This window comes from Sorangium sp. So ce367 (genome assembly GCF_051520455.1).
Classification (GTDB): domain Bacteria; phylum Myxococcota_A; class Polyangia; order Polyangiales; family Polyangiaceae; genus Sorangium; species Sorangium cellulosum_B.
In genome coordinates, this window is the sequence record NZ_CP150334.1 from 6,628,270 (window position 1) to 6,647,947 (window position 19,678).

Consider the following 19,678-nt stretch of genomic DNA (forward strand, 5'->3'; position numbering starts at 1 on the left):
CAGGCTCGTCGGCTCGATCGCAGGTCGACGGAGTCGGCCCGCCAGGCCAGCGCTTGCGCAGCCGATCCCGGGCGCGTTTCCGTGTGTCTTACTTCCCGCTTCCTATGCCTTTGAACAGAGGGGATCATGATGAGAATCCGATTCAGACGATGGGCGCTGCTCGCGACGCTGGCCGCCACGGCCGCGTGCGTCTCCGCCGAGCAGCTCGATGAAGACGGCCCCGAGCTCGACGAGCTCGCCGAGAGCGTCACCATCGACACCGCGGCGACCTACACGATCACCGGTGTCCAGAGCGGAAAGTGCGTCGAGGTGGCTGGAGGCAGCACCGCTGACGCGGCGGCCATGCAGATCGCCAGCTGCAATGGCTCGACGCGGCAACAGTTCCGCATGGAATCGGCGGGCGGCGGCTACTATCGCATCCGCAACGTCAACAGCAACCGTTGCATGGACGTCGCCGGCGCCTCCACCAGCGACGGCGCCCGCATCCAGCAATACTCCTGCTGGACCGGGGAGAACCAGCAGTGGTCCTTCACGGACGTCGCCAACGGCGTCGTGCGCCTCACCGCACGCAACAGCGGCAAGTCCCTGGACGTCTACGGCCGCGGCACCGCGGACGGCACCGCCGTGATTCAATGGGCATCGAACGGCGGCACCAACCAGCAGTTCCGGATCACCCCCGTGAGCTCGGGCACCGGCACCGGCACCGGCGGCACCGGCGGCAGCGGGGGCACCGGCGGCACCGGCGGCAGCGGGGGCGCCGGCGGCAGCGGGGGCGGCGAAGGTTGCGGCTTGCCCACCACCTTCCGCTGGCAGTCGAGCAGCGCGCTGGTGAGCCCGAAGTCCGACGCGACTCACAACATCGTGTCCATCAAGGATCCGACGGTCTCCTTCTTCAACGATCGCTGGCACATCTACGCCACCACGGCGAACACCGCCGGGAACTGGCAGATGACGTACCTGAACTTCACCGACTGGTCCCAGGCCGCGTCCGCATCGCATTACTACATGGATCGCACGCCTGGCTTCAGCGGCTATCGGTGCGCGCCGCAGATGTTCTTCTTCAGGCCTCAGAACAAGTGGTACCTCATCTATCAATCGCAGCCGCCGCAGTTCTCCACGACCAGCGACCCGAGCCGCCCGGACACCTGGACCAGGCCCCAGAACTTCTTCGCGTCCACGCCCGCCGGCATGCCCAGCCTGCCCATCGATTACTGGGTGATCTGCGACAGCGCCAACTGTTACCTCTTCTTCACCGGCGACGACGGCCGGATGTACCGCAGCCAGACCACTGTGCAGAACTTCCCGAACGGGTTCGGCCCGGTCTCGATCGCCCTTCAGGACTCGAATCGTAACAATCTGTTCGAGGGGAGCTCCACGTACAAGATCAAGGGCATGAACAAGTATCTGACGCTGATCGAAGCCATCGGCCCGACGGGCGCCAGGTTCTATCGCTCGTTCACCGCGGATCGCCTCGACGGCGCGTGGACCCCGCTCGCGCATACCTGGAACGCGCCCTTCGCAGGTCAAAACAACGTCACTTACGCGTCAGGCGTGGCTGACTGGAGCGACGACGTGAGCCATGGCGAGCTGGTGCGCGATGGCAACGACGAGACCGCGACGATCGACACCTGCAATCTGCAGTTCCTGTATCAAGGACGCAACCCGAGCTCGGGCGGCGAATACTCGCAGCTCCCGTACCGCCTCGGCCTGTTGAAGGCGGTCCGCTAGAGCGGCGGGCACCCGCTTCGGATACGGGCCCATCTCGACGTTTTCGGTGCTCAGCGCACCGGAGTGCGCTTCCGCGCCGAAAACGCCGATCTGGACCCGTCTCCTGTGCGGGTGACCGCCGCTCTGCGACCCTTCACTCCGCAGCCACAGCTGCGAGGCGACCCTCGCTGGGATCCTTCGCGCGTGTTAAGATGGCCCGCATGATGCGAGTGGTCCTCCTGGGTGCGCTCCTCTTCGCAAGCGCCTGTGACAGCACCGTCGTCGTTCGCGAGGACGGCCATGGCACGAGCGGCGGCGGCGGCGGCGGCGACGCCGGCGGCGGCGGCGACGGCGACGGCGACGGCGGAACGTCTGCTCCAGGGGCCGGAGGCAGCGACACAAGCAGTTCGTCCTCCTCACCCGGTTGGACGGTGCCGCCCGATCGGGTCTACAGCCACATCGATTGCGAGCCCGCCGGCTCGACGCTCCTCGTGGAGCTCTCGCCGAGGAGTTCCGGCTGTGTGCCCGCGGCGGACGTCTTGGACGATGTGCTCGTGTTCGGGATCGTGAGGTGGGACGGGCAGCCGGGAACGTTCACGCTCGGTGTCGAGACGCCGCACGGCGTGGCGCTGGCCGCCAGGGGCTTGCAGCCCGATCTCGTCACCGGCACGCTCACGATCGAGCCCTACGTCGGGACGCCTTCGGCGATCGCGTGGGATCTATCCGTGGGCGCTGGCCGCACCGACCTGTCCGTTTGCGGCCGCTTCGACGACTTCCCGTGCCGGTGAGCCTCACTCGCCTTTGACGAACGGCACGTCCAGCGAGCCCTCCGGCACGCTCGCGAGGTGGGTTGTCTTGGAGCCGGGGACGATGGGGCGGCGCCGGCAGGCGGCGAGCGCCTGCCGAGCGCCTCTTCCAGACGCGGCGGCGCCGCGCTCAGACCTGGATGCCCGCGAGCGGCGACGTGACCCGCCCCGCGTCGATACCGAACTCCGTCACGTTCACGCCCATGACCTGGGCGACCGTCAGGAGCGCCTTGCTCAGGTTGTCGCCGGGGAAGTTGCGGTGCTCGTCGCCGCGCAGCCGCCCTCCGGCTTTCCCGGCGAAGAGCACCGGCCATTCCGTCCTCGTGTGCACCTTGCCCCACGCGGTGTCGGACGTGACGTACACGAGCGAGCTGTCGAGCAGGTTCGAGCTGCCGTGCGGCGTGTTCTTGAGCTTCGTCAAGAACTCGTTCAGGCAGCGCATCGTGTAGATCACGCCCTTGTCGACGCGAGGCTGGCTCGATTGATCCCCGGCATCTCCGTGGCAGATGGTGTCGTGGAAGTCGTCGTTCATGTCCTGCGCGAGGTGCCGATAGTAGACGTGCGCGGCGGGCAGCGAGAACATGAACGAGAGCACGCGGGTCCTCTCGCAGGCGAGCGCGAGCGCCGAGAGCTCGACCATGGCGGAGTTCACCGCAGGGGGCGCCTCGCTCTGCGAGTCCTTGCCAACGGCGGGCGCCGTCGGGCTCTTGCACGCTGCTGTCGCACCGCCGCCGGACGACATGGTATCGAGGCGCTGCTCGATGGCCCGGATCGACTCGAGGTGCTCCTCGATACGATGCCTGTCGGCCGCCCCGAGCCGCTGCTTCAGGCTCGCGCCGTCCTGCTGGACGGAATCGAGCACGCTCTTCCGCACGTTCGCGAGCTTCCTGGCCTGCTCCGCGCCGTCGTCGCTGGGCTCGGGCAAGCCGCTCATGAACAATCGATTGAACACGGCCTTCGGATCGAACTCCGGGTTGTTGCGCGCGTTCGGCCCCCTGTGCGAGACCGTGTGCAGCGAGTCCTGAGGGCCGCCCGGCGTCGCCGGCGTCAATCCCACCTCGAGAGAGCGGTAAGGCGCCCCCTCCGAGATGGCGTTCGCGACGACCTGATCGATGGACGGGGCCCGCACGGCGTTCCCGCTGAGCGGCGCGCCCGTCGTGGCCCCCGCCGACCCGGTGGGGTGCTCGACGCCGGAGACCACGAGCTTGTTCTCGAGGCCGCTGATCACCGTGAGGTACGACTTGAGGTCCGCGAGCGGCTGGAGCTCCGGGCTGAGCTCCCAGGCCTGACCGGAGCCCGTGCGCGTCGGCTTCCAGCGACCGGGCAGCGTGCCGTTCCCGAAGAACCACGTGACGTAGAGCGGCGACACCGGCGTCTTCGTCTGAGCGTGCGCCGTGCCGCTCTCGTTCAGCATGATCTCCAGCAAGGGGAGCGGGATGGTGACGGCGGCGCCCGTCGCCAGCATGCCCCGGAGAACGGTTCGTCGGCTCAAAGCTTTGTTCGTCATTGGGGGTACCTGCGATCAGGGTTGGGGGGCGACGGACGAGAAAGCATCGTTGGTCACGACGTCGAGGACCAGCTCGCGCAGCCTGTACCCCGACCCTTCGAACGAGGCGGTCAGCGCGTTCAGCACGCGCTTGTCCACCTTTCTCTCCTCGTGACCCGCTGCATACGTGTAGTACTTGCGGACGAGGCACTCCGCGACCGAGGCGTCCGAGCTGAGGGTCATGCCGAGCGCGCGCGCGTCGGCGACCGGCACCCCGTCGAACTCGCCGCTCGGGTCGATCGGCAGGCCGTGGTCGGTCGTGCGGAAGCGGCCGATCGCGTCGAACGTCTCGAGCGGCAGGCCCAGCGGGTCCATGTACGAGTGGCAGCCGGCGCAGGCGGGCTCGGTCCGGTGGATCTCGAGCCGCTGACGCTTCGTCAGGGGCTTGTCTGCGGGCGGCTCCGGGAGCTCGAGGGCGACGTCGCCGGGGGGCGGCGGGATGGGCGTGCACATGAGGGCGTCACGCATGAACTTGCCGCGCAACGTGGGAGAGCCCTCCTTCTGGTTCGCGAACTGCGAGAGGAAGCCCGCCTTGCTGAGGATCCCGACGCGCGGGCCGTCCGCGGGCAGCGAGCGGACCTCGAAGGCGCCCGAGCCGAGGCCGGCCGAGTCGATACCGTAGAGCTGGGCGAGCTCGGTGTTGACGACGACCTTCGTTGTCGAGAACAGGTCGAGCGCGCTCGTTCGATCGTCGAACGCGAGGACCTCCCAGGTGCCTCGCATGTCGCGGACCATCGCCTCCTGCAGCGCGGGGCTATACTCCGGAAAGAGCCCCGTGTCTTTTGCCTGCGTGCTGAGCCGATCGAGCCGCATGTACTCCTCGGCGAAGGCGCCGACCGCCTCGCGCCCGGCAGGCGCCTCGAGCAGCCGCGTCGCCGCAGCGCGGATCCCCTCCACCGTTCCGAGCGCCCCGCTCGCGGCCTGGTCGAGCAGTTCCTCGTCTGGCAGGCTGTTCCACACAAGGAACGCGAGCCGGGACGCCATCTCGTAGCCCGTCAAGCGAAGCGAGCCGTCGGCGCTCGGAGCGCCGAGCTCCGGGCGATACAGGAAGTTCGGAGACGTGAAGAGGGCCACTGTCGCCCAGCGGGCCCCCTCGACGGCGCTCTCGAGCTCGGTCGCGGCCTTCGTCGCGACGGCCGCGAGCCGGTCGACCTCGGCGGCCTCGAGCGGGCGGCGCCACGCACGACGCCCCAGCGCCTCGATGAAGCCGCGCACGCAAGCGTCGTTCTCCGCGCCGCTGGGCGTGCAGCCGATGAACTCGCCTCGCCTCGCGGGATCCGCGAACACCGCGTCGACGGCGCCCTCGATGGCCGCGTGGTACTGCTCGACGCCTCGCTCCGAGGTCACGACGGTCGCGGCGCCGATGACCGCAAAGTTCCCGTTCCAGCTGTCGGCGTCGAGCTGATGGATATCGACCTCGACGCCCAGCATGTCGCGCACGGCGTTGCGGAACTGCGTCCTCGTCAGACGGCGCAGCATCCCGGCCGCGGGTTGGAACTGCGGCGGGTCCGAGCCCGTCGGCGGCTCATCTCCCCCGGAAGAGGATGCCCCAGGGCCCTCGGTCGGGTCACCCAGCGCGCCCGTGCACGCGGCCGCGAACGCGAGCGCGCAAAGGGCGGCGACTTCTCTCGAGAAACGGAGCTCGTGCCATGACGGCTTCTTCATCTTGCTCTCCGATAATGCAAGGGGGGTGACGACGCGCGGGAACCCACATCTCGCGACCATGCCTCAGAGCAGGCGCTCGCATCACGGAGCCCATTTCGCCCGGCGTGATGGAGCCTGGAGCACCAGATACCGGACCGGGCCGGTGTGATGACACTGCTGCGTCCGAGGAGGGGCTGAGCAGAGCCCGCCGCAACATAGGTCACGCCGCACCCGAAGCCGCCATCCGGCCGCTTCGCCGGACACCCAAGAAAATTCCAGTGAACAGCACCTAGGGGTTCACGACAGCCGTCGAATCAGCAACGCTTGTCGTGGCCTCTGGTGAATCACCTCTGGCGAGACACCAAGCACCGTCAAACGGCAATCGCTTCAGCGACGGCCGAGCGAACCGAATCAGCACCGGGACCGATCAAGAAGACGAGATCTCGGCGCGCAGGATACGCCGCCGAGGGCAAAGCAAAAGGAGGCCCCTGAGCGCAATGTGAACGATCACATCCCAGGAGTCAACGCCAATCGACCGGCACGCGGGCCCCCCCCCTCGAGCCCGGGGGAGGACGACGCTGGTGGGGTCCTCCAGAGCCGCGCGCGTCCTGGTCGAGGGCAAGCCGGAACAGCGCAAGAGCACCGTCCGGGCTCCCCGGAACCTACGATCTCGCACAAGCCAAGCTCGTGTGACAGCTCACGCGGGCGCCGCGGCCGGCCGCCGCCACGCGTCGCCGGCCGCCGCCACGCATCGATTGCGGCCGGAGGATGGCCGCGCACCGGTCATTTTTGATTGACCCTCATCATGTGAACGATCACAATTCGTCTCGGAGCTGCGATCATGCGGCTGAGCTTGCCCCTTCCCTGATCAGGAGACATCGGATGTGGATGAGCGTGAAGCTGATGGGTGCCGTGATGATGAGCGTCGGCACTGGCTTTGCCTTCGGGTTTGCGGGCGGCTTTGCGGGCGCAGCATGGGCCGCTGGCGGGACGGCGGACGTCCCCGCATCGGTCGCCGAAGGGAAGGATTTCAGCTGCGGCGACAAAGGACAGAGAGCCTGTCCGATACAGGGGCTGGATCAAGACGGTTCTGTACAAGGCGGAGCACGAGGCGAAGCGCCGTGACGACGCCTTCTGAGGCACCGCGCCCGGCTCTCGCCCTCTCCGCTCCTCGCGCAGGGCGGGCGCTCTCGCTCCAGCGCCTGGCCTGACCCGTCGGGTCGATTCACGTCGAGCGTTCTCAGGCGCGCCGTCGGCCACCAGCGTCGCGCGTTGCAAGGTGTCCATGTCCACATCCGCGCAAGATCCGAAGGCGAGCGAATCCATCACCCCTGTGCGCTGGGGCGTCCTCGGGGCGAGCAACTTCGCGCTGAAGGTCAGCCTGCCCAGCATGAGGCGGGGGCCCCTGACCCAGGTCGCCGCGCTGGCGTCGCGCGACATCGACAAGGCGCGCGCCGCCGCGGAGTCGCTCGGGATCCCGAAGGCGTACGGAAGCTACGATGAGCTGCTCGACGATCCGGAGATCGAGGCCGTCTACATCCCGCTGCCCAACCACCTGCACGTGAAGTGGTCGGCGCGCGCGGCCCGCGCCGGCAAGCACGTCCTGTGCGAGAAGCCGATCGCGCTCAGCGCCAAGGACGCCGCGGCGCTTGCCGACGTCCAGCACGAGACGGGCAAGCTGATCGCCGAAGCGTTCATGGTCCGCTATCACCCGCAGTGGCAGCAGGCCAGGGACTGGGTGCGAAGCGGCCGGATCGGCGAGCTGGTCAGCGTCCAGGCCGCGTTCTCGTATTTCAACCGCGACGCGACCAACATCCGCAACAGGGAACAGGTCGGGGGCGGCGCGCTCTACGACATCGGCTGTTACGCCGTGAACACGTCGCGCTTGCTGTTCGGACGCGAGCCCGTGCGGGCGATGGTGCTCGTCGAGCGCGATCCCGAGTTCGGCACCGATCGATTGACCTCGGGCTTGCTCGATTACGGCGGCGCGCACCTGACGTTCACGTGCAGCACGCAGGCGGTGGCCTACCAGCGCGTGAACGCGCTCGGCACCAAGGGCCGCATCGAGATCGAGATCCCGTTCAACGCCCCCGCCGACCAGCCGTGCAAGATCTTCCTCGATGACGGCTCGACGCTGAACTGCAGCTCGGCCAAGGTCACCTCGTTCCCCGTCGTCGACCAGTACCACCTGCAGAGCGAGGCGTTCTCGCGCGCCATCCGCACGGGCAGCCCGGTCGAGAACTCGATCGAGGTCGCGGTCGGCAACATGCGGGTCATCGACGCGCTGTTCCGTTCCGCCGAGAGCAGGCGCTGGGAGAAGGTCTAGCGGCGCCCGCCCTCGTCACGGCCGCGGCGGCGGGGGCATCCTCCCCCGCCCCGCGGCGCCTTCGAGCATCCTGATCAGGTCAGCCGCGGGGCCGGCGCCGCCGCATCGCCAGGGCGGAGAGCCCCAGGGCGAGCGCCGCGGCCCACGAGCTCGCCGTGGAGCTGGCTCCGGCGGCGGCGCACCCGCCACCTGCGTCGGAGGACTCGCCGTCCGGCGTGGTTCCGCCGACCCCACCTCCCTCGCCCGATGCGTCGCCGCTGCCGGACGAGCTGGCCGCCGTCCCTGCCGCGCCCACGCCGTTGCCGGACGAGCTGGCCACCGTCGCCGCCCCGCCCTCGCCGCTGCCGGAGGAGCTGGCCGCCGTCGCCGCCCCGCCCGCGCCGCTGCCAGACGAGCTGGCCGCCGTCTCCGCCCCGCCCGCGCCGGTGGCGGAGGTGCTGGCCGCGGTCGTCGCCCCGCCCGCGCCCGACCCGGTGTCCTCATCGCGGGGCACATTCCCGTTGAACCCGGTCTGGCCCTCCCGGGTCAGCGACAGCACAAGCGTGCCGTCCTTCACCGTCACGTTCTGCGGGTCGAAGTCCACGCGGTTCCCGTCGAACGTCCAGTCCGCTTTGCTCCATCGCGCGCTGTCCAGGGAGTTGAAGTCGTCCTGCCACGCGAGCTCGAAGTTCCCGTTGTTGTAGCGATAATACTTGATCCAGTTGACGAACTGGTGCGCCGGGAGGACGGAATCGTCGAACGGTCCGACCCATTCCGTGGCCTCCGAGGACCACGTGTTGAAGCGGAAAGACTGGGCATTCTTCAGGGCGGTCACCTGCGCCCCCGTCGACCTCTTGATCTCTCGCCCGTCGATGCTCCAGGACACGTAGTCCGGCGTCCACTCCAGCGTGTAGGTGTGATAGCCGTCCGCGAGGGAGACGCCCGCGTCGTGCACCCCCTCCGACGTCACCCTCGTGCCCATCCCGGTGATGATGTTGGACTGCCAGCTACGGGCGTTGTTCTTCCCGAAGACCTCGATGTCGATCTCCTCCCAGAACGCGCCGGACATCTCTGAGCCGTTCTTGTAGGTGAAGAAGGTCGACAGGATGCCGCTCCCGCGCACCATGCGCATGCGCATCTCCATGCGGCCATGAAGATAGCTCTGGGCCGAGTAAAGCTCTGCGCCCTTGTAAGGCTTCGCTGCCGCGGTCGAGCTGACCGCGAGCGCCAGCGAGGCAGCGGCGAGCATCAGACCTGCGCGGACTCTCGTGAACATGATCAAACCTCCAATGATTGCATCAGACCGTCAATTCGCGGCGGATCCGCTCCGCCCGGCTCCTCGGGCGCGCCGCCGCCGAGCGGCGACCGCGCCCAGCGCGATCATGGCGGCGAGCGGGCCGGCGGGGGAGCTGGGCCCCGGTTGGACCCGGAAGGCGCACCCGCCCTCGTCGCCGCTTTCGCCGTCAGCGGGGGCACCGCCAGCGCCGCCCGTGCCGCTCCCCGCGGTCGCTCCGCTGCCCACCGTGGCTCCGCTGCCGGTCGTCGCTGCGCTGCTGCTGCTCGCCCCCTCGCCCGACCCGCCGCTGCCCGCCGCTCCCCCTTCACCCACGTCCGGAGCGCCCCCCGCGCCAGCGCCCCCCGCGCCGGTCGGATCCGGGGCGTCGAGCGGAGTGAACTTCCACCAGTTGACATTGAAGAGGAAACCGCTCCCACCGGTGAACTTCAGGTACAGATCGTGGCTCCCTGTCGCACCGTCGACCGCACAGGACGTGGTGGCCCAGGTCTGCCAGCCGCCGGTCCCCTGAACCATGCAGGTCCCCACCAGCGTGCCCGTCGCGCTGTCGAGGCGCAGCTCGATGCTGCCGCCGCTGGTCGCCGAGGCCACCCTCGCGTCGAAGGACACCGCGCCGGTGCCAAAATCGACGCCCTTCACCTTGATGTAGTCCCCGTTCTCGATCGACCCGACATTCATTCCCCCCTCGCCGCATACCTCGGTCTCGACCCCGGATCCCCAGGCGATGGTCTCAGCCTCCGTCATGACATACGGATTCAGGCTGCCGACGCCGGGCGGGCCCTCCTTGGTCATCTTGATCGTCGGGAATGTGCCGTCGGCGTTGAACGTGAACCGCTCGACGGCCGCCGAACGGTGATAACCTCCACCGCCCGGCAAGGCGCCGTTATGATAGAAGAAGTAGGAGCTCCCCTTGAAGTCGATGACTCCTGCGTGGTTGGTGAAGCTGCTGCCCTCCGTGGGCATGATGACCCCCCGGTACGTCCATGGGCCGGTGGGTTTGGTGCTCGTCGAGTAGGCGATGTATTCGGAGATAGGGCCCGCCGCGTACACCAGGTAGTACAGCCCATCGCGCTTGTAGAGCCACGGGCCTTCTTCGTACTTGGTCTTGTGGCGACCATCGTCCTTCCCGGTGCGCTGTCCGAAGCTCTCCGCCGTCATGGGCACGCGCACGACGTCTCCCTGGTAGGAGATCATGTCCTGGTTCAGCTTCACGTAGCACACGCTCGGGTTTCCCCAGTACAGATACGCCTGGCCGTCGTCGTCGATGAACGGCGTCGGATCGATGTCTCCGCAATCGGCCGTGATCAACGGCTTTCCCAGGGCGTCTTTGAACGGACCGGTGGGGCTGTCCGACACGGCCACGCCGATGGTCATCCTGTTCAGCGAGCGGCTCGTGACAGGAACGTAATAGTAGAACTTCCCGTTCCTGTGGATGGCCTGGCCTGCCCACGCGTCTCCCTTTGCCCAGCTGAAATCGCTGAATTTCAGCGGCGACCCGTGATCCGTCCAGTTCACCATGTCCTTGGAGGAGTACACCCTCCATTCGTTCATCGTGAACCAGTCCGTGGCGCTGTCCTCGTCATGCCCGGTATAGAGGTATACCGTGTCATCGTGGACCATGGGAGCAGGATCGGGTGTATAGATGGTCTGTACGACGGGATTGTCTGCCAGGGAGACCGACGGAAACGCGGTCACGCCACAGAGCAACAACGCCGCCCCGAGGAGCTCACGTTGGAGGGAGTTCGTGCTCGTCGCCATTCTTGCTTCCTTATTGCTCTACTGAAACTCGGTCAGGCATTGTCCATGTCGTGGGTCGCTCGGCTCGCCGCGCTCCGGCGCATCCCGCCGGGGTGGTTCGCCGTGAAGACAGCCCGCTGGGCGCGCTGGGGGTGATCGTCCTCCGCGGAACGTGAACATCGGCGGCAGACGACGCTCGAGCTCCCCGGCCCTGCGACTCTCCGACGAAGCGCGCCGAGCGCCGCCGCGCAACCCTCAGCTCAGAGCTGCGTAAGGAAATCCCAGACCTCGCGAGGATCCTAGATCGACGGCTGGCCGTTGTCCTTCGGCGAGGGGGTGTGATCCCCGTCGAACGCACACCAGCGCGTGGGGTGCCCGATAGAACAGCCCGCATACGAAGCGCAGCTGTGCGCGCCGCTGCCCTTGGCCGGCTCGGGCGGCACTCGCGCCGCCCGACGGTTGTTCTTCAGCGCGACATCGATCACTGGCGAGCCAGGAAGTCCATCAGCCACTGCATGGCCGGCCGCATCCTGTTGTCATCATACTGGATGCCGGTGTTCTCCCGCCAGGTGGTGCCGACGATGTAGCCCCACAGGGTGATGCCCTGGACCGAGGGGTGGTTCCAGTACATCGTGAACTGCTCCTCCATGATCTGCTTCTGCCTGTTGTCGTTCGCCTCGCCGATGTCGTACTCGGTGATGTACACAGGCTTGCCCAGCGAGGCGAGCTGGTCGACGAAGCCCTTGACCGTGTTGGTGTTGATCTTGTACGCGTCGTGCGCCTGCGCGCCGATGGCGTCGACCGGGGCGCCCGCTGCGATCACCGCCCGCGCGATCTTCATGAAGTTGTTGTGGTCGTTCTGATACTCGATGTTGTTGTAGTCATTGAGGATCAGGACCGCGTTCGGGCAGAACTCGCGGGCCCATTTGAAGGAGTTGACGATCCAGTCCCAGCCGCTGGCGCCGTCACCGCCGATGCCGTTCTTGTACGAGGGCGTGGTGTGGGGCGGCGGCTCGTTGACCACGTCGATGTACTTCGTCTTGGGGTAGCGCTCGCAGAACGACTTCATCCAGTCCCGCACGGCCGCCTGCTGCTCGTTGCCGGGGAGGTTCCGTATCCATTCGGGTTGCTGGGAGCCCCACACGAAGACGTGGTGCTTGAAGATGATGTTGTTGTCCTGCGCGTACTTGTAGATCCTGTCGAGCTTGCTCCAGTCCTTGTTCCCGCGGCTCTTCTCGACCTCGCCCCACTTCCCCTCGTTCTCGGGCGTGATCTGGTTCCAGTAATTCGCGAAGCCGTCGCGCACGGCGCCGCGCGTCGTGATGTTGCCGACGAACTTCCCCGTGGGCTCGGAGCCGCCGGCTCCGGCGGACGTGCTCGTGCTGCTCGAGGCGTCCGAACCGCCGCCGCCCTCGTTCGAGCCGCCGCTGCTGGAGCTGGTCGCGCCGGGGCCCGTCGTGCCGGCGCTGGTCGAGCCGGGGCCCGTCGTGCCGGCGCTGGTCGAGCCGGGGCCCGTCGTGCCGGCGCTGGTCGAGCCGGGGCCCGTCGTGCCGGCGCTCGTGGTGGTGCTGTCGGCTCCCCCCGAGCCGCCCGAGCCACCGCCGTCGCCCCCATCGCCGCACGCAGAGAGAGTCGCGAGCCCGAGCGCGATCAACGTCGTACCGCGCAGCCATCGAGTAGAACGGTTCTTGTTCATGTTGAATTTCCGCAAAGTGAGCGATTGAAGATGGCGATGCTTTGAGCGGCGAGCCTATAGCCAGCGGCTCGATCTCCGAAACGTCCGGATTCTTTGATTCTTCAGGCGATGTCTTCAGGCGATGATCGAGTCGACGAGCCCGCCTTCGAGGCTCTCGTCGCCGAAGTCGTCGAGCGGCCCTCCCTGGCTGTTGGTGCATCCGACGGCCGCGCCGATCGTGTTGAGCAGCTTGTTGTTGGTGATCTTGACGTCGACGAACTGGCCGGTCTTCAGGTAGTCCGCGGCGCCGCCGGCGAGGATGTAGGGGACCTTCCGGAACCCGTGGTACTTGTCGGCGTTGTCGTTGAGCCACACCGCCACGCCGTGATCGAGGAGCGTCCCCGAGCCGAGCTCGTACGACGAGAGCCTGTCGAGCAGGTGCTTGAAGAGCCGCGCGTGGATGCGGTCGATCTGGTGGTGCAGCTCCTGAGCGCCCTCGATCGGCGGGCCCGAGGTGCCGTCGCTGTCGATGCGGTGGGAGATCTTGTGATAGCTCTTCTGCCGGACGCCGTTGAGCGTGTACTCGGTCCCGTCGTTGCCGTCGCCCACCTGGAGCGTCGCCGCGCGCGTGACGCCGCACGCCATCGCGAGCGCGATGATATCCATCTGCATTCGCGTGACGGCCTCGATGTTCTCGGATTTGCCGACGTTCGGCGAGATCGCCTCCATCTCGGCGACCTGCATCTCCGGGAGCTTGCACGCGAGCGCGACCTCGAGATCGCGGATGCTGTCGAAGTGGAGCTGCAGCCGCTCGCGATCGCTCTTGCTGATGTCCTTCCGGCTCATGAGCGCCTTCATCTCCCCGCGCACCAGGTCGTTGACGCTGGTGCGGCGCTCGACGAGCGACTGCTGGACCTCGGTGTCCACGTCGGCGAGCCCGAAGAGCTTCTTGTACGCGTTGGCCGGGTTGCGCTCGGCTGCGCGCAGCTGCTTCGGCCCGCGGTACGAGAGCACCTCGTTGATGTAGCCGGACATCCTGCCCGCGTAGAGCGTCAGGGGCTCGACGCCCGCCGGGTTGAGCTCGGTCGCGATGCGGTTGTCGATCGACTCGCCCATCGCGAGCGACTCGTTGCCCGCCGGCTGGTCGGACACGCGCGCGGCCGTGAGGCACTGGTTGCCGCCGCCGGAGTGGCCGCATCCGTTGGCCTTGAACGCGAAATCCACGCCGCGCAGCATGATGAGCTTGCTCGCGTAGTCCTTGAGCTCGCTGACCGCGCGGTCGCTGTCCCGCTCCATCGACGCGGCGGTCAGCGCGCCTGTCTCGCTGGGCCAGAACATGTCGGGCTCGTCGCCGGCCGCCTGCGCCACGCCGTTCGCCTGGCGCATGAAGATCGCGAAGGGCGGCACGTCGCCCGTGCCGGCCGAGGCGCGCCGCGGGGCGAATGTCTCCAGGAACGGGAGCGCGACCGTGACGCCAAACAGGCCTCGAAGCACACGTCGTCGGGTGATCATGGCGCCTCCGCGGGGACTCGAGCGAGGAACGGAGTGGACGAGACGATCTCGAGGAGGAGCTCCTTGGTCGAGGAGCCGCCGCGCGACGCCTCGCCGAGCTGCTTGACGAACGCCCTGTCCTTCACGTCCGCGTCGCGGCCGTGGGCGAACTCGATCCACCGCTCCGCGTAGCACGCGTGCGCCTCGCTGCTCTCGGCGAGCAGCCGGCTGAACTCGATGGCATCCGCGTACTCCCGCGACTGGCCGCCGAGCGTGTAGGCGTCGGCGGAGTTGACCGGCATCCCGTTGTCGGTCGTGCGGTACTTGCCGATCGCGTCGTAATGCTCGAAGGCGAACCCGGCGGGGTTGATGAGCGCCCCGTGGCACGACGCGCCGCACGTCCCCTTGCCCGTGTGCGCCTCGACGCGCTCGCGGTTGGTCGCCTGCTCGCCCGGCGGCAGCGAGGTCGCGTCGTCGGGCGGCGGCGGCAGCGCGGCGCAGAGGATCCTGAGGTTCACGAAGACGCCGCGGTGGATCGAGTCGGGCTGCCGCGCCGTCGCCTTCGCCGCGAGGAAGCCGAGGCGCGTGAGCAGCCCCGAGCGCTCGGCCTCGTCGAGCTCCACCTGCGCGAACTCGTCCGAGAAGTCGCCCTCGACGCCGTAGACCGCCGCGAGGTGGTCGTTCACGAACGCGGTGCGCGAGGTGAGCAGCTCGGTGAGGCCCCCCTCCCTTTCGAAGACGACATGATCCACGAAGAGCTCGGCCTCGCGCTGCATGTCGTCGCCCATCTCGGGGACGAACTCGGGGTAGAGCGCCTGGTCCTTGTTGAGGTCGTGGTACTGCTCGTAATCGTAGAGCTGCCGGTGGAACGCGCGGACGATCTCGCGGGCGCGCGGATCCTCGAGCATCCCCTCCGTGTAGGCCCGGACGGCCTCGGGGGTCGAGAGCTCGCCCGCCTTCGCCGCCTCGAGGAGCGCGTCGGAGGGCATCGAGTTCCAGAAGAGGTACGAGAGCTTGGCCGCGATCTCGTGGCCGCTCAGCGGGATGAGCCCGCCCTTCGCCGGACCGGCGCCGCGCTCGACCCGGTAGACGAAATGGGGCGACTGCAGAAATGCCTCGAGCGCCGCGCGCACGCCGGCCGCGAACGGCTCCTCGCCCTCGAAGAGCGCCTCGCCGCGACGGAACAGCGCGACATACGTGTCCCGCTCCTCGACCGTGAGCGGGCGCCGGAACGCCCGCTCGCCGAACCGCTCGATGAACGCCTGCGCACGTGCCTCCGGCTCGACCGGCAGGTCGGCGGGCACGAGCCGGCCGAGCTTGTCCTCGTCGGCGGTCACCATCGCCGCGAGCTCCTCGGCGGCGCGCTGGTAATCGCTCCAGAGGCCCGGCGTCACCAGGAGCGCGGCTTCGTTGTTGTCGAACACCCCGCCGAGCGGATCGCTCGTGAAGGACGCCGAGAGGCCGGGCCTGTCGTCGAGGCGCAGGAGATCGCGCACCGTGTTCTCCCACTGCGCGTGGCTCAGCCGCGGGAACATGCTGCGCTCGGCGACCTGCGGCGCCGCCGCGCCGCCCGGCAAGGGGCCGTCGCCCTCGTCGTGGTCGTGGGCGCCCAGAGAGCCCGTGCACCCCGCGAGCAGGAGCGCCGCAGCGCAGAGCGGCGCGCCCAGCGCGCGCCTCCAGCGTGGCAGGAGGATCATCGAAATAGACGGTGGGGTCATCGTCTCTCTCTCCTGGTGAAGCGCTGGCGACCGGGCGGCCAGTTCAGCGTGGCTCTCAACGCGACGACCATCCAACAGAGGCCGTTGTGTTCACTCCGTCATCGAGCTCGGCGTCGATCTTGCCTGTTGCATGGGACCCGCAGCCGTTCAACACTGGACGATTCAAACACGATCGGAACTCGTGAGCTCGCAAACGAACACGATCACGAGAGAGCGCGCGGTCTCGAGAGGTCGGCCCGACGGCCTGCGGGGGGCCGACCCGCCGCCCGCGGCGCGCACCGCCGAGCGAGCGGTGCCGGCGCCGACATCCATCGAAGGACGAAGGTCTCGGTCCGCGTGACGACCCACCCAAGACGAAGCAAGAGGATACCGCTCCGAAGCAATGTGAACGATCACAAGATCGATGTCAAACCCAATCGACCCACCCACATGGTCCCTCCGGCCCGAGCTGAGGACGCTGGCATGGCCGTGGGACCGTGAGGACTGGAACTTTCCGCCGGCAACACGCATGCTGAGAGCGCCGTTGCGTACGCTGAGCGACGTGAAGGCGCGCGACGCGCGCGGAGGCAGCTAGCGGTCGAAGAAGTCGAAGACGTCGGGCAGCACGAGCGGAACCATGCCTGCATGGTCCGCATTGACTTCCTTGTATGTGATCGTGTAGCCGCCAGCCATCATCCAGTCGCGCAGCGCCCGGCTGCCCGTCAGGGAAGGCGTGGCGCCGGTCCCTTCCGTCACGAAGATGGGCACGTCGAGCAGCCGGTCCCATGGATAGCCCGACTCCTGGACGAAGGGGCCGGACATGGGCGCAAGAGCCGTCCAGTAGTCGGCGTACTTCGCGCCGATGTACCAGGTGCCGCCGCTCCCCATCGAGTGTCCGGTGAGGAACATCGCGCTGCGATCGATCGGGTACTCGTGCAGCACCAGCTCCAGGACGTTGATGACGTCCTTCTCGCTGAGCTCCTGGGCGCGTTCTCGCTCGGGCGTACGCATGGCCAGGAGCTTCTCGGCCTCCTCGGGTTGCCCGAACACGGCCGGCAGCCGCAGGAAGGTGCCGTAGGCGCCCTGGTAGCCGAGCGGCGAGACCAGGAGAACGCCATGCTGGTCGGCCAGATTCACCATCTGCTTGTTGTTCTGATCCAGGTACGAGCTCTCGTCGTTCCCTGCGCCGTGCAAGAACATCACGAGGGGCAGCTTCGACGAGCCGTCCCAGCCATTCGGGACGCAGACGCGGTAAGGAACGTCGGCGCCCGCTTCTGGAAAGCGATACGTCCTGCGCTGGTCCCCTTTGGTCCGCCACTGCGGAGAGCCGGGATCGGCGACGGACTCGGCGAGCGCCCGCGCCTCGAGCACCTGGGTGCGCGGATCGAGCGTTGTCCCGAACGAGATGGTCACCGGCTCGAATTCGTCTGAACCGCCCGCCCCGCCTGCCCCGCCCACCCCTGAGGCGCCGCCTTCGCCGCCGGCCGCCGTCGTTCCACCGCTGGGCGCTTCGCCGCCCGTGCCGGCGCCCGCTTGACCTCCCGCGCTCGCCGAGGCGCTTCCAGGAGAGCCCCCGCCGGGGCCACTGGAGGCGGCGTCCGGCGCGCCGGCGCCGCCCCCACCTTGGCCGGTGGAGGCCGCGCCGCTGCCGGCATCATCGCTCCCGCAAGCGGCGAGCGACAGCGCGCAGCCGATGCAGGCCAGTGACGAAAGGAATCGACGTGTCGTCATGCTCACTCCGGGGACGAGATCAGCCCGTTCTGGACGCGCTGCCGAGCGATCGTGGCTTTCCGAGGCCTCGTGGCGCGACTCGATGGCTTGTTCACGTATCGCAGAAAAATGCACTGACACCAATCAGGCTCGCGTCAATAGCAAGCTGCTGGCGCCCGCAGAGTCCGGCGGCCCCCGGCGCGAGGCCTTGAGCCGTTCCACTGGACCACCGATTCGCGCATCGCGGCTCGTGTGCCTGCGCAAATACGATGTCAGCAGCAGGACCCCCGAGGGCGCACCGTGAACGATCACATTCAGGGCGTCAAACAAAATTGACCGGCCCGCGGGTCTCCTTGATCCCGAGTGTGCTGGTCGGCTTCGAGCCAGTTGCGCGACGTGGTGAGGTGCCCCACCGTCCGATGGCCCCGATCGGGGAGATGGCGGCTCACGGCCGCCTCACCGCCGTGCGGGTCGACGGCGACCACCGCGCTCGAATCGACCGGCCTTCTCTCGACACAGCGCCCACAGGCCGGTCGGAGATGAGGTGGCGGAGCACGTCCGCCGCCGACGCCTCTGTTGCGCTGCGGGGCGACTGTTACGATGCCATTGGCACCCTCGTCGTACAGGCCATCTAGTGACGCGCGGCCCGGTGCCCCGCTTGACGCGCCGCTTCGTCGGAGGAGCCACGCCGGCCCGGTCCTCCCTCAGGCTCGAGGAACTCCGCGGTCCCGTCGACAGGAGTTGACATCGATCTTGTGAACGATCACAATGAACACCTTGCCGCAAGCGCGGCGAGCGAAAATCCAGCGAGACGGCTTGTTTACATCAAAGTCGCGAACTCTCGCTGAATCCCAGCTCGGCCGTCGGACTCGGATCCTTCAATCAACTGAAAACGGCCTCACGCTGCGGACGCGCCTCCTCGTGGAACGCCGCTGGTGAGGGAAAAATCGCGCCTGGGTATTCGGATGACGAACCAATCTACACTCGTTCGAGCCACATTGTTCGCGGCGCTGGCCGGCTCTTGCGCTCTCTCGGCTTGCGCAGGTGGCGCCGATGACGGCGCGAGCTCGTCAGGCGACGACCCTCACGCCGGGACGGGCGGGGCCGCCGTCTCAGGCAGCACCAGCAGCAGCACCACCACCACGACGGGCGGCGCCACGACCAGCGGCGGCACCACGACCGGCAACGGCGGCGCGACCGCCGGTGGAACGGGCGGTGAGGGAGGCACGAGCGGAAGCGGCGGTTCGCCGGGAGCGGGCGGTGAGGGCGGATCGATGGGAGGCAAGGCCCCCCCGGAGCCGAGCACGGGTTGCGGCAAGGCCAACCCGCAGACGGGCAGCGCGCAGAGCCCGCTCACCGTATCGGGTCACCAGTACTACGTGAAGCTGCCGACCAACTACGACGCCAGCAAGCCGTATCCGGTGATGATCATGTTCAACCCGACCGGCAACCCGATCAGCTGGGCAGAGCAGAACGCGGGCTTCGAGGTGACCGGCCCCAAGGAAGCCTGGATCCGCGTCTACCCGCACCCGGCCAACTCCAGCTCGGGCTGGGGGGCGAACGACGTCTCCTTCTTTCAGCCGTTCTACGATCAGATCACCAGCAACTTGTGCATCGACAAGGCTCGCGTGTTCGCGGCGGGCGAGAGCTCGGGCGGCGACTTCTCAAGCATCCTCGGCTGCGAGCACGCGGACAAGCTGCGCGCCGTGGGCCCGTGCGCCACCAAGAACGTACAGCAGTACCCGCTCAACGCCGACACCCGGAAGTGTACCGGGCAGGTCACGGCGGTCGTCATCCACGGAAAGCGCGACTCTGTGGTCGGGACGGACAACGGCCCGAAGACGCGCGACTTCTATACCAAGCTGAACCACTGCGAGGCGAGCACGACGCCGGTCGATGGGTACACGGACGATCGCTCGAACTGCGTCCTGGCTCAGGGCTGTGACGAGGACTATCCGGTCTACTGGTGCCAGCACGGAGACCCGAACTACAACAACACCAATCATGGCTGGCCCGCGTTCGCGCCCAAGTTCCTCTACAGCCTGTTCTCGACCTACTGAGAATCA

Annotated in this window: 15 protein-coding genes; 5 read left to right on the forward strand and 10 right to left on the reverse strand. The window is 67.9% G+C overall.

Annotated features, from left to right (window positions below):
- Positions 1 to 126 precede the first annotated feature (126 nt).
- Both WME97_RS25035 and WME97_RS25040 read left to right on the forward strand, forming a co-directional pair.
- The gene (locus WME97_RS25035) at positions 127 to 1,728 is read left to right on the forward strand and encodes a non-reducing end alpha-L-arabinofuranosidase family hydrolase (RefSeq protein ID WP_437540635.1); all 1,602 of its coding nucleotides are present in this window, start codon (positions 127 to 129) and stop codon (positions 1,726 to 1,728) included.
- Positions 1,729 to 1,928: 200 nt separating this feature from the next.
- On the forward strand, positions 1,929 to 2,495 hold the full coding sequence (locus tag WME97_RS25040) for a hypothetical protein (protein WP_437540637.1): 567 nt from the start codon (positions 1,929 to 1,931) through the stop codon (positions 2,493 to 2,495).
- 148 nt (positions 2,496 to 2,643) lie between these two features.
- On the opposite strand, the gene WME97_RS25045 is transcribed toward WME97_RS25040, so the two are convergent.
- Both WME97_RS25045 and WME97_RS25050 read right to left on the reverse strand, forming a co-directional pair.
- Positions 2,644 to 4,005 carry a DUF1552 domain-containing protein gene (locus WME97_RS25045; protein ID WP_437540639.1) on the reverse strand — a complete coding sequence of 454 codons (1,362 nt, stop codon included), beginning with the start codon at positions 4,003 to 4,005 and terminating at the stop codon, positions 2,644 to 2,646.
- Between the two features lie 30 nt (positions 4,006 to 4,035).
- Entirely contained in the window at positions 4,036 to 5,724 is a 1,689-nt protein-coding gene (locus WME97_RS25050; RefSeq protein ID WP_437540641.1) for a DUF1592 domain-containing protein, read from the reverse strand.
- A gap of 867 nt (positions 5,725 to 6,591) precedes the next feature.
- Between WME97_RS25050 and WME97_RS25055 the strand changes: the two genes are divergently transcribed.
- Together WME97_RS25055 and WME97_RS25060 are read left to right on the forward strand one after the other, a co-directional pair.
- On the forward strand, positions 6,592 to 6,828 hold the full coding sequence (locus WME97_RS25055; RefSeq protein WP_437540642.1) for a hypothetical protein: 237 nt from the start codon (positions 6,592 to 6,594) through the stop codon (positions 6,826 to 6,828).
- Between the two features lie 160 nt (positions 6,829 to 6,988).
- Entirely contained in the window at positions 6,989 to 8,029 is a 1,041-nt protein-coding gene (locus WME97_RS25060) for a Gfo/Idh/MocA family protein (protein ID WP_437540644.1), read from the forward strand.
- Between the two features lie 79 nt (positions 8,030 to 8,108).
- On the opposite strand, the gene WME97_RS25065 is transcribed toward WME97_RS25060, so the two are convergent.
- The 8 genes from WME97_RS25065 to WME97_RS25100 all read right to left on the reverse strand — a co-directional run bounded on the left by WME97_RS25065 (position 8,109) and on the right by WME97_RS25100 (position 18,840).
- Entirely contained in the window at positions 8,109 to 9,284 is a 1,176-nt protein-coding gene (locus tag WME97_RS25065; RefSeq protein ID WP_437540646.1) for a family 16 glycosylhydrolase, read from the reverse strand.
- A 30-nt stretch (positions 9,285 to 9,314) separates the two neighbouring features.
- Positions 9,315 to 11,060 carry a glycoside hydrolase family 43 protein gene (locus tag WME97_RS25070; protein WP_437540648.1) on the reverse strand — a complete coding sequence of 582 codons (1,746 nt, stop codon included), beginning with the start codon at positions 11,058 to 11,060 and terminating at the stop codon, positions 9,315 to 9,317.
- 278 nt (positions 11,061 to 11,338) lie between these two features.
- Positions 11,339 to 11,524, reverse strand: coding sequence for a hypothetical protein (locus WME97_RS25075; RefSeq protein ID WP_437540650.1), 186 nt, complete (start codon positions 11,522 to 11,524; stop codon positions 11,339 to 11,341).
- A complete protein-coding gene (locus WME97_RS25080; RefSeq protein WP_437540652.1) occupies positions 11,521 to 12,735 on the reverse strand; it encodes an endo-1,4-beta-xylanase in 1,215 nt (404 codons plus the stop codon). Before WME97_RS25080 ends, WME97_RS25075 begins: the two co-directional genes overlap by 4 nt.
- Positions 12,736 to 12,849: 114 nt before the next feature.
- A complete protein-coding gene (locus WME97_RS25085; protein ID WP_437540654.1) occupies positions 12,850 to 14,226 on the reverse strand; it encodes a DUF1552 domain-containing protein in 1,377 nt (458 codons plus the stop codon).
- Positions 14,223 to 15,923: a DUF1592 domain-containing protein gene (locus tag WME97_RS25090; RefSeq protein WP_437540656.1), complete on the reverse strand. Its 1,701-nt coding sequence runs from the start codon at positions 15,921 to 15,923 to the stop codon at positions 14,223 to 14,225. The genes WME97_RS25085 and WME97_RS25090 overlap by 4 nt, the downstream gene beginning before the upstream one ends.
- A gap of 570 nt (positions 15,924 to 16,493) precedes the next feature.
- Entirely contained in the window at positions 16,494 to 17,633 is a 1,140-nt protein-coding gene (locus WME97_RS25095) for a hypothetical protein (protein ID WP_437540658.1), read from the reverse strand.
- Positions 17,634 to 18,696: 1,063 nt separating this feature from the next.
- Positions 18,697 to 18,840 carry a hypothetical protein gene (locus WME97_RS25100; RefSeq protein WP_437540660.1) on the reverse strand — a complete coding sequence of 48 codons (144 nt, stop codon included), beginning with the start codon at positions 18,838 to 18,840 and terminating at the stop codon, positions 18,697 to 18,699.
- Between the two features lie 46 nt (positions 18,841 to 18,886).
- On the opposite strand from WME97_RS25100, the gene WME97_RS25105 reads away from it, so the two are divergent.
- A complete protein-coding gene (locus tag WME97_RS25105; protein WP_437540662.1) occupies positions 18,887 to 19,672 on the forward strand; it encodes an alpha/beta hydrolase family esterase in 786 nt (261 codons plus the stop codon).
- Positions 19,673 to 19,678 lie beyond the last annotated feature (6 nt).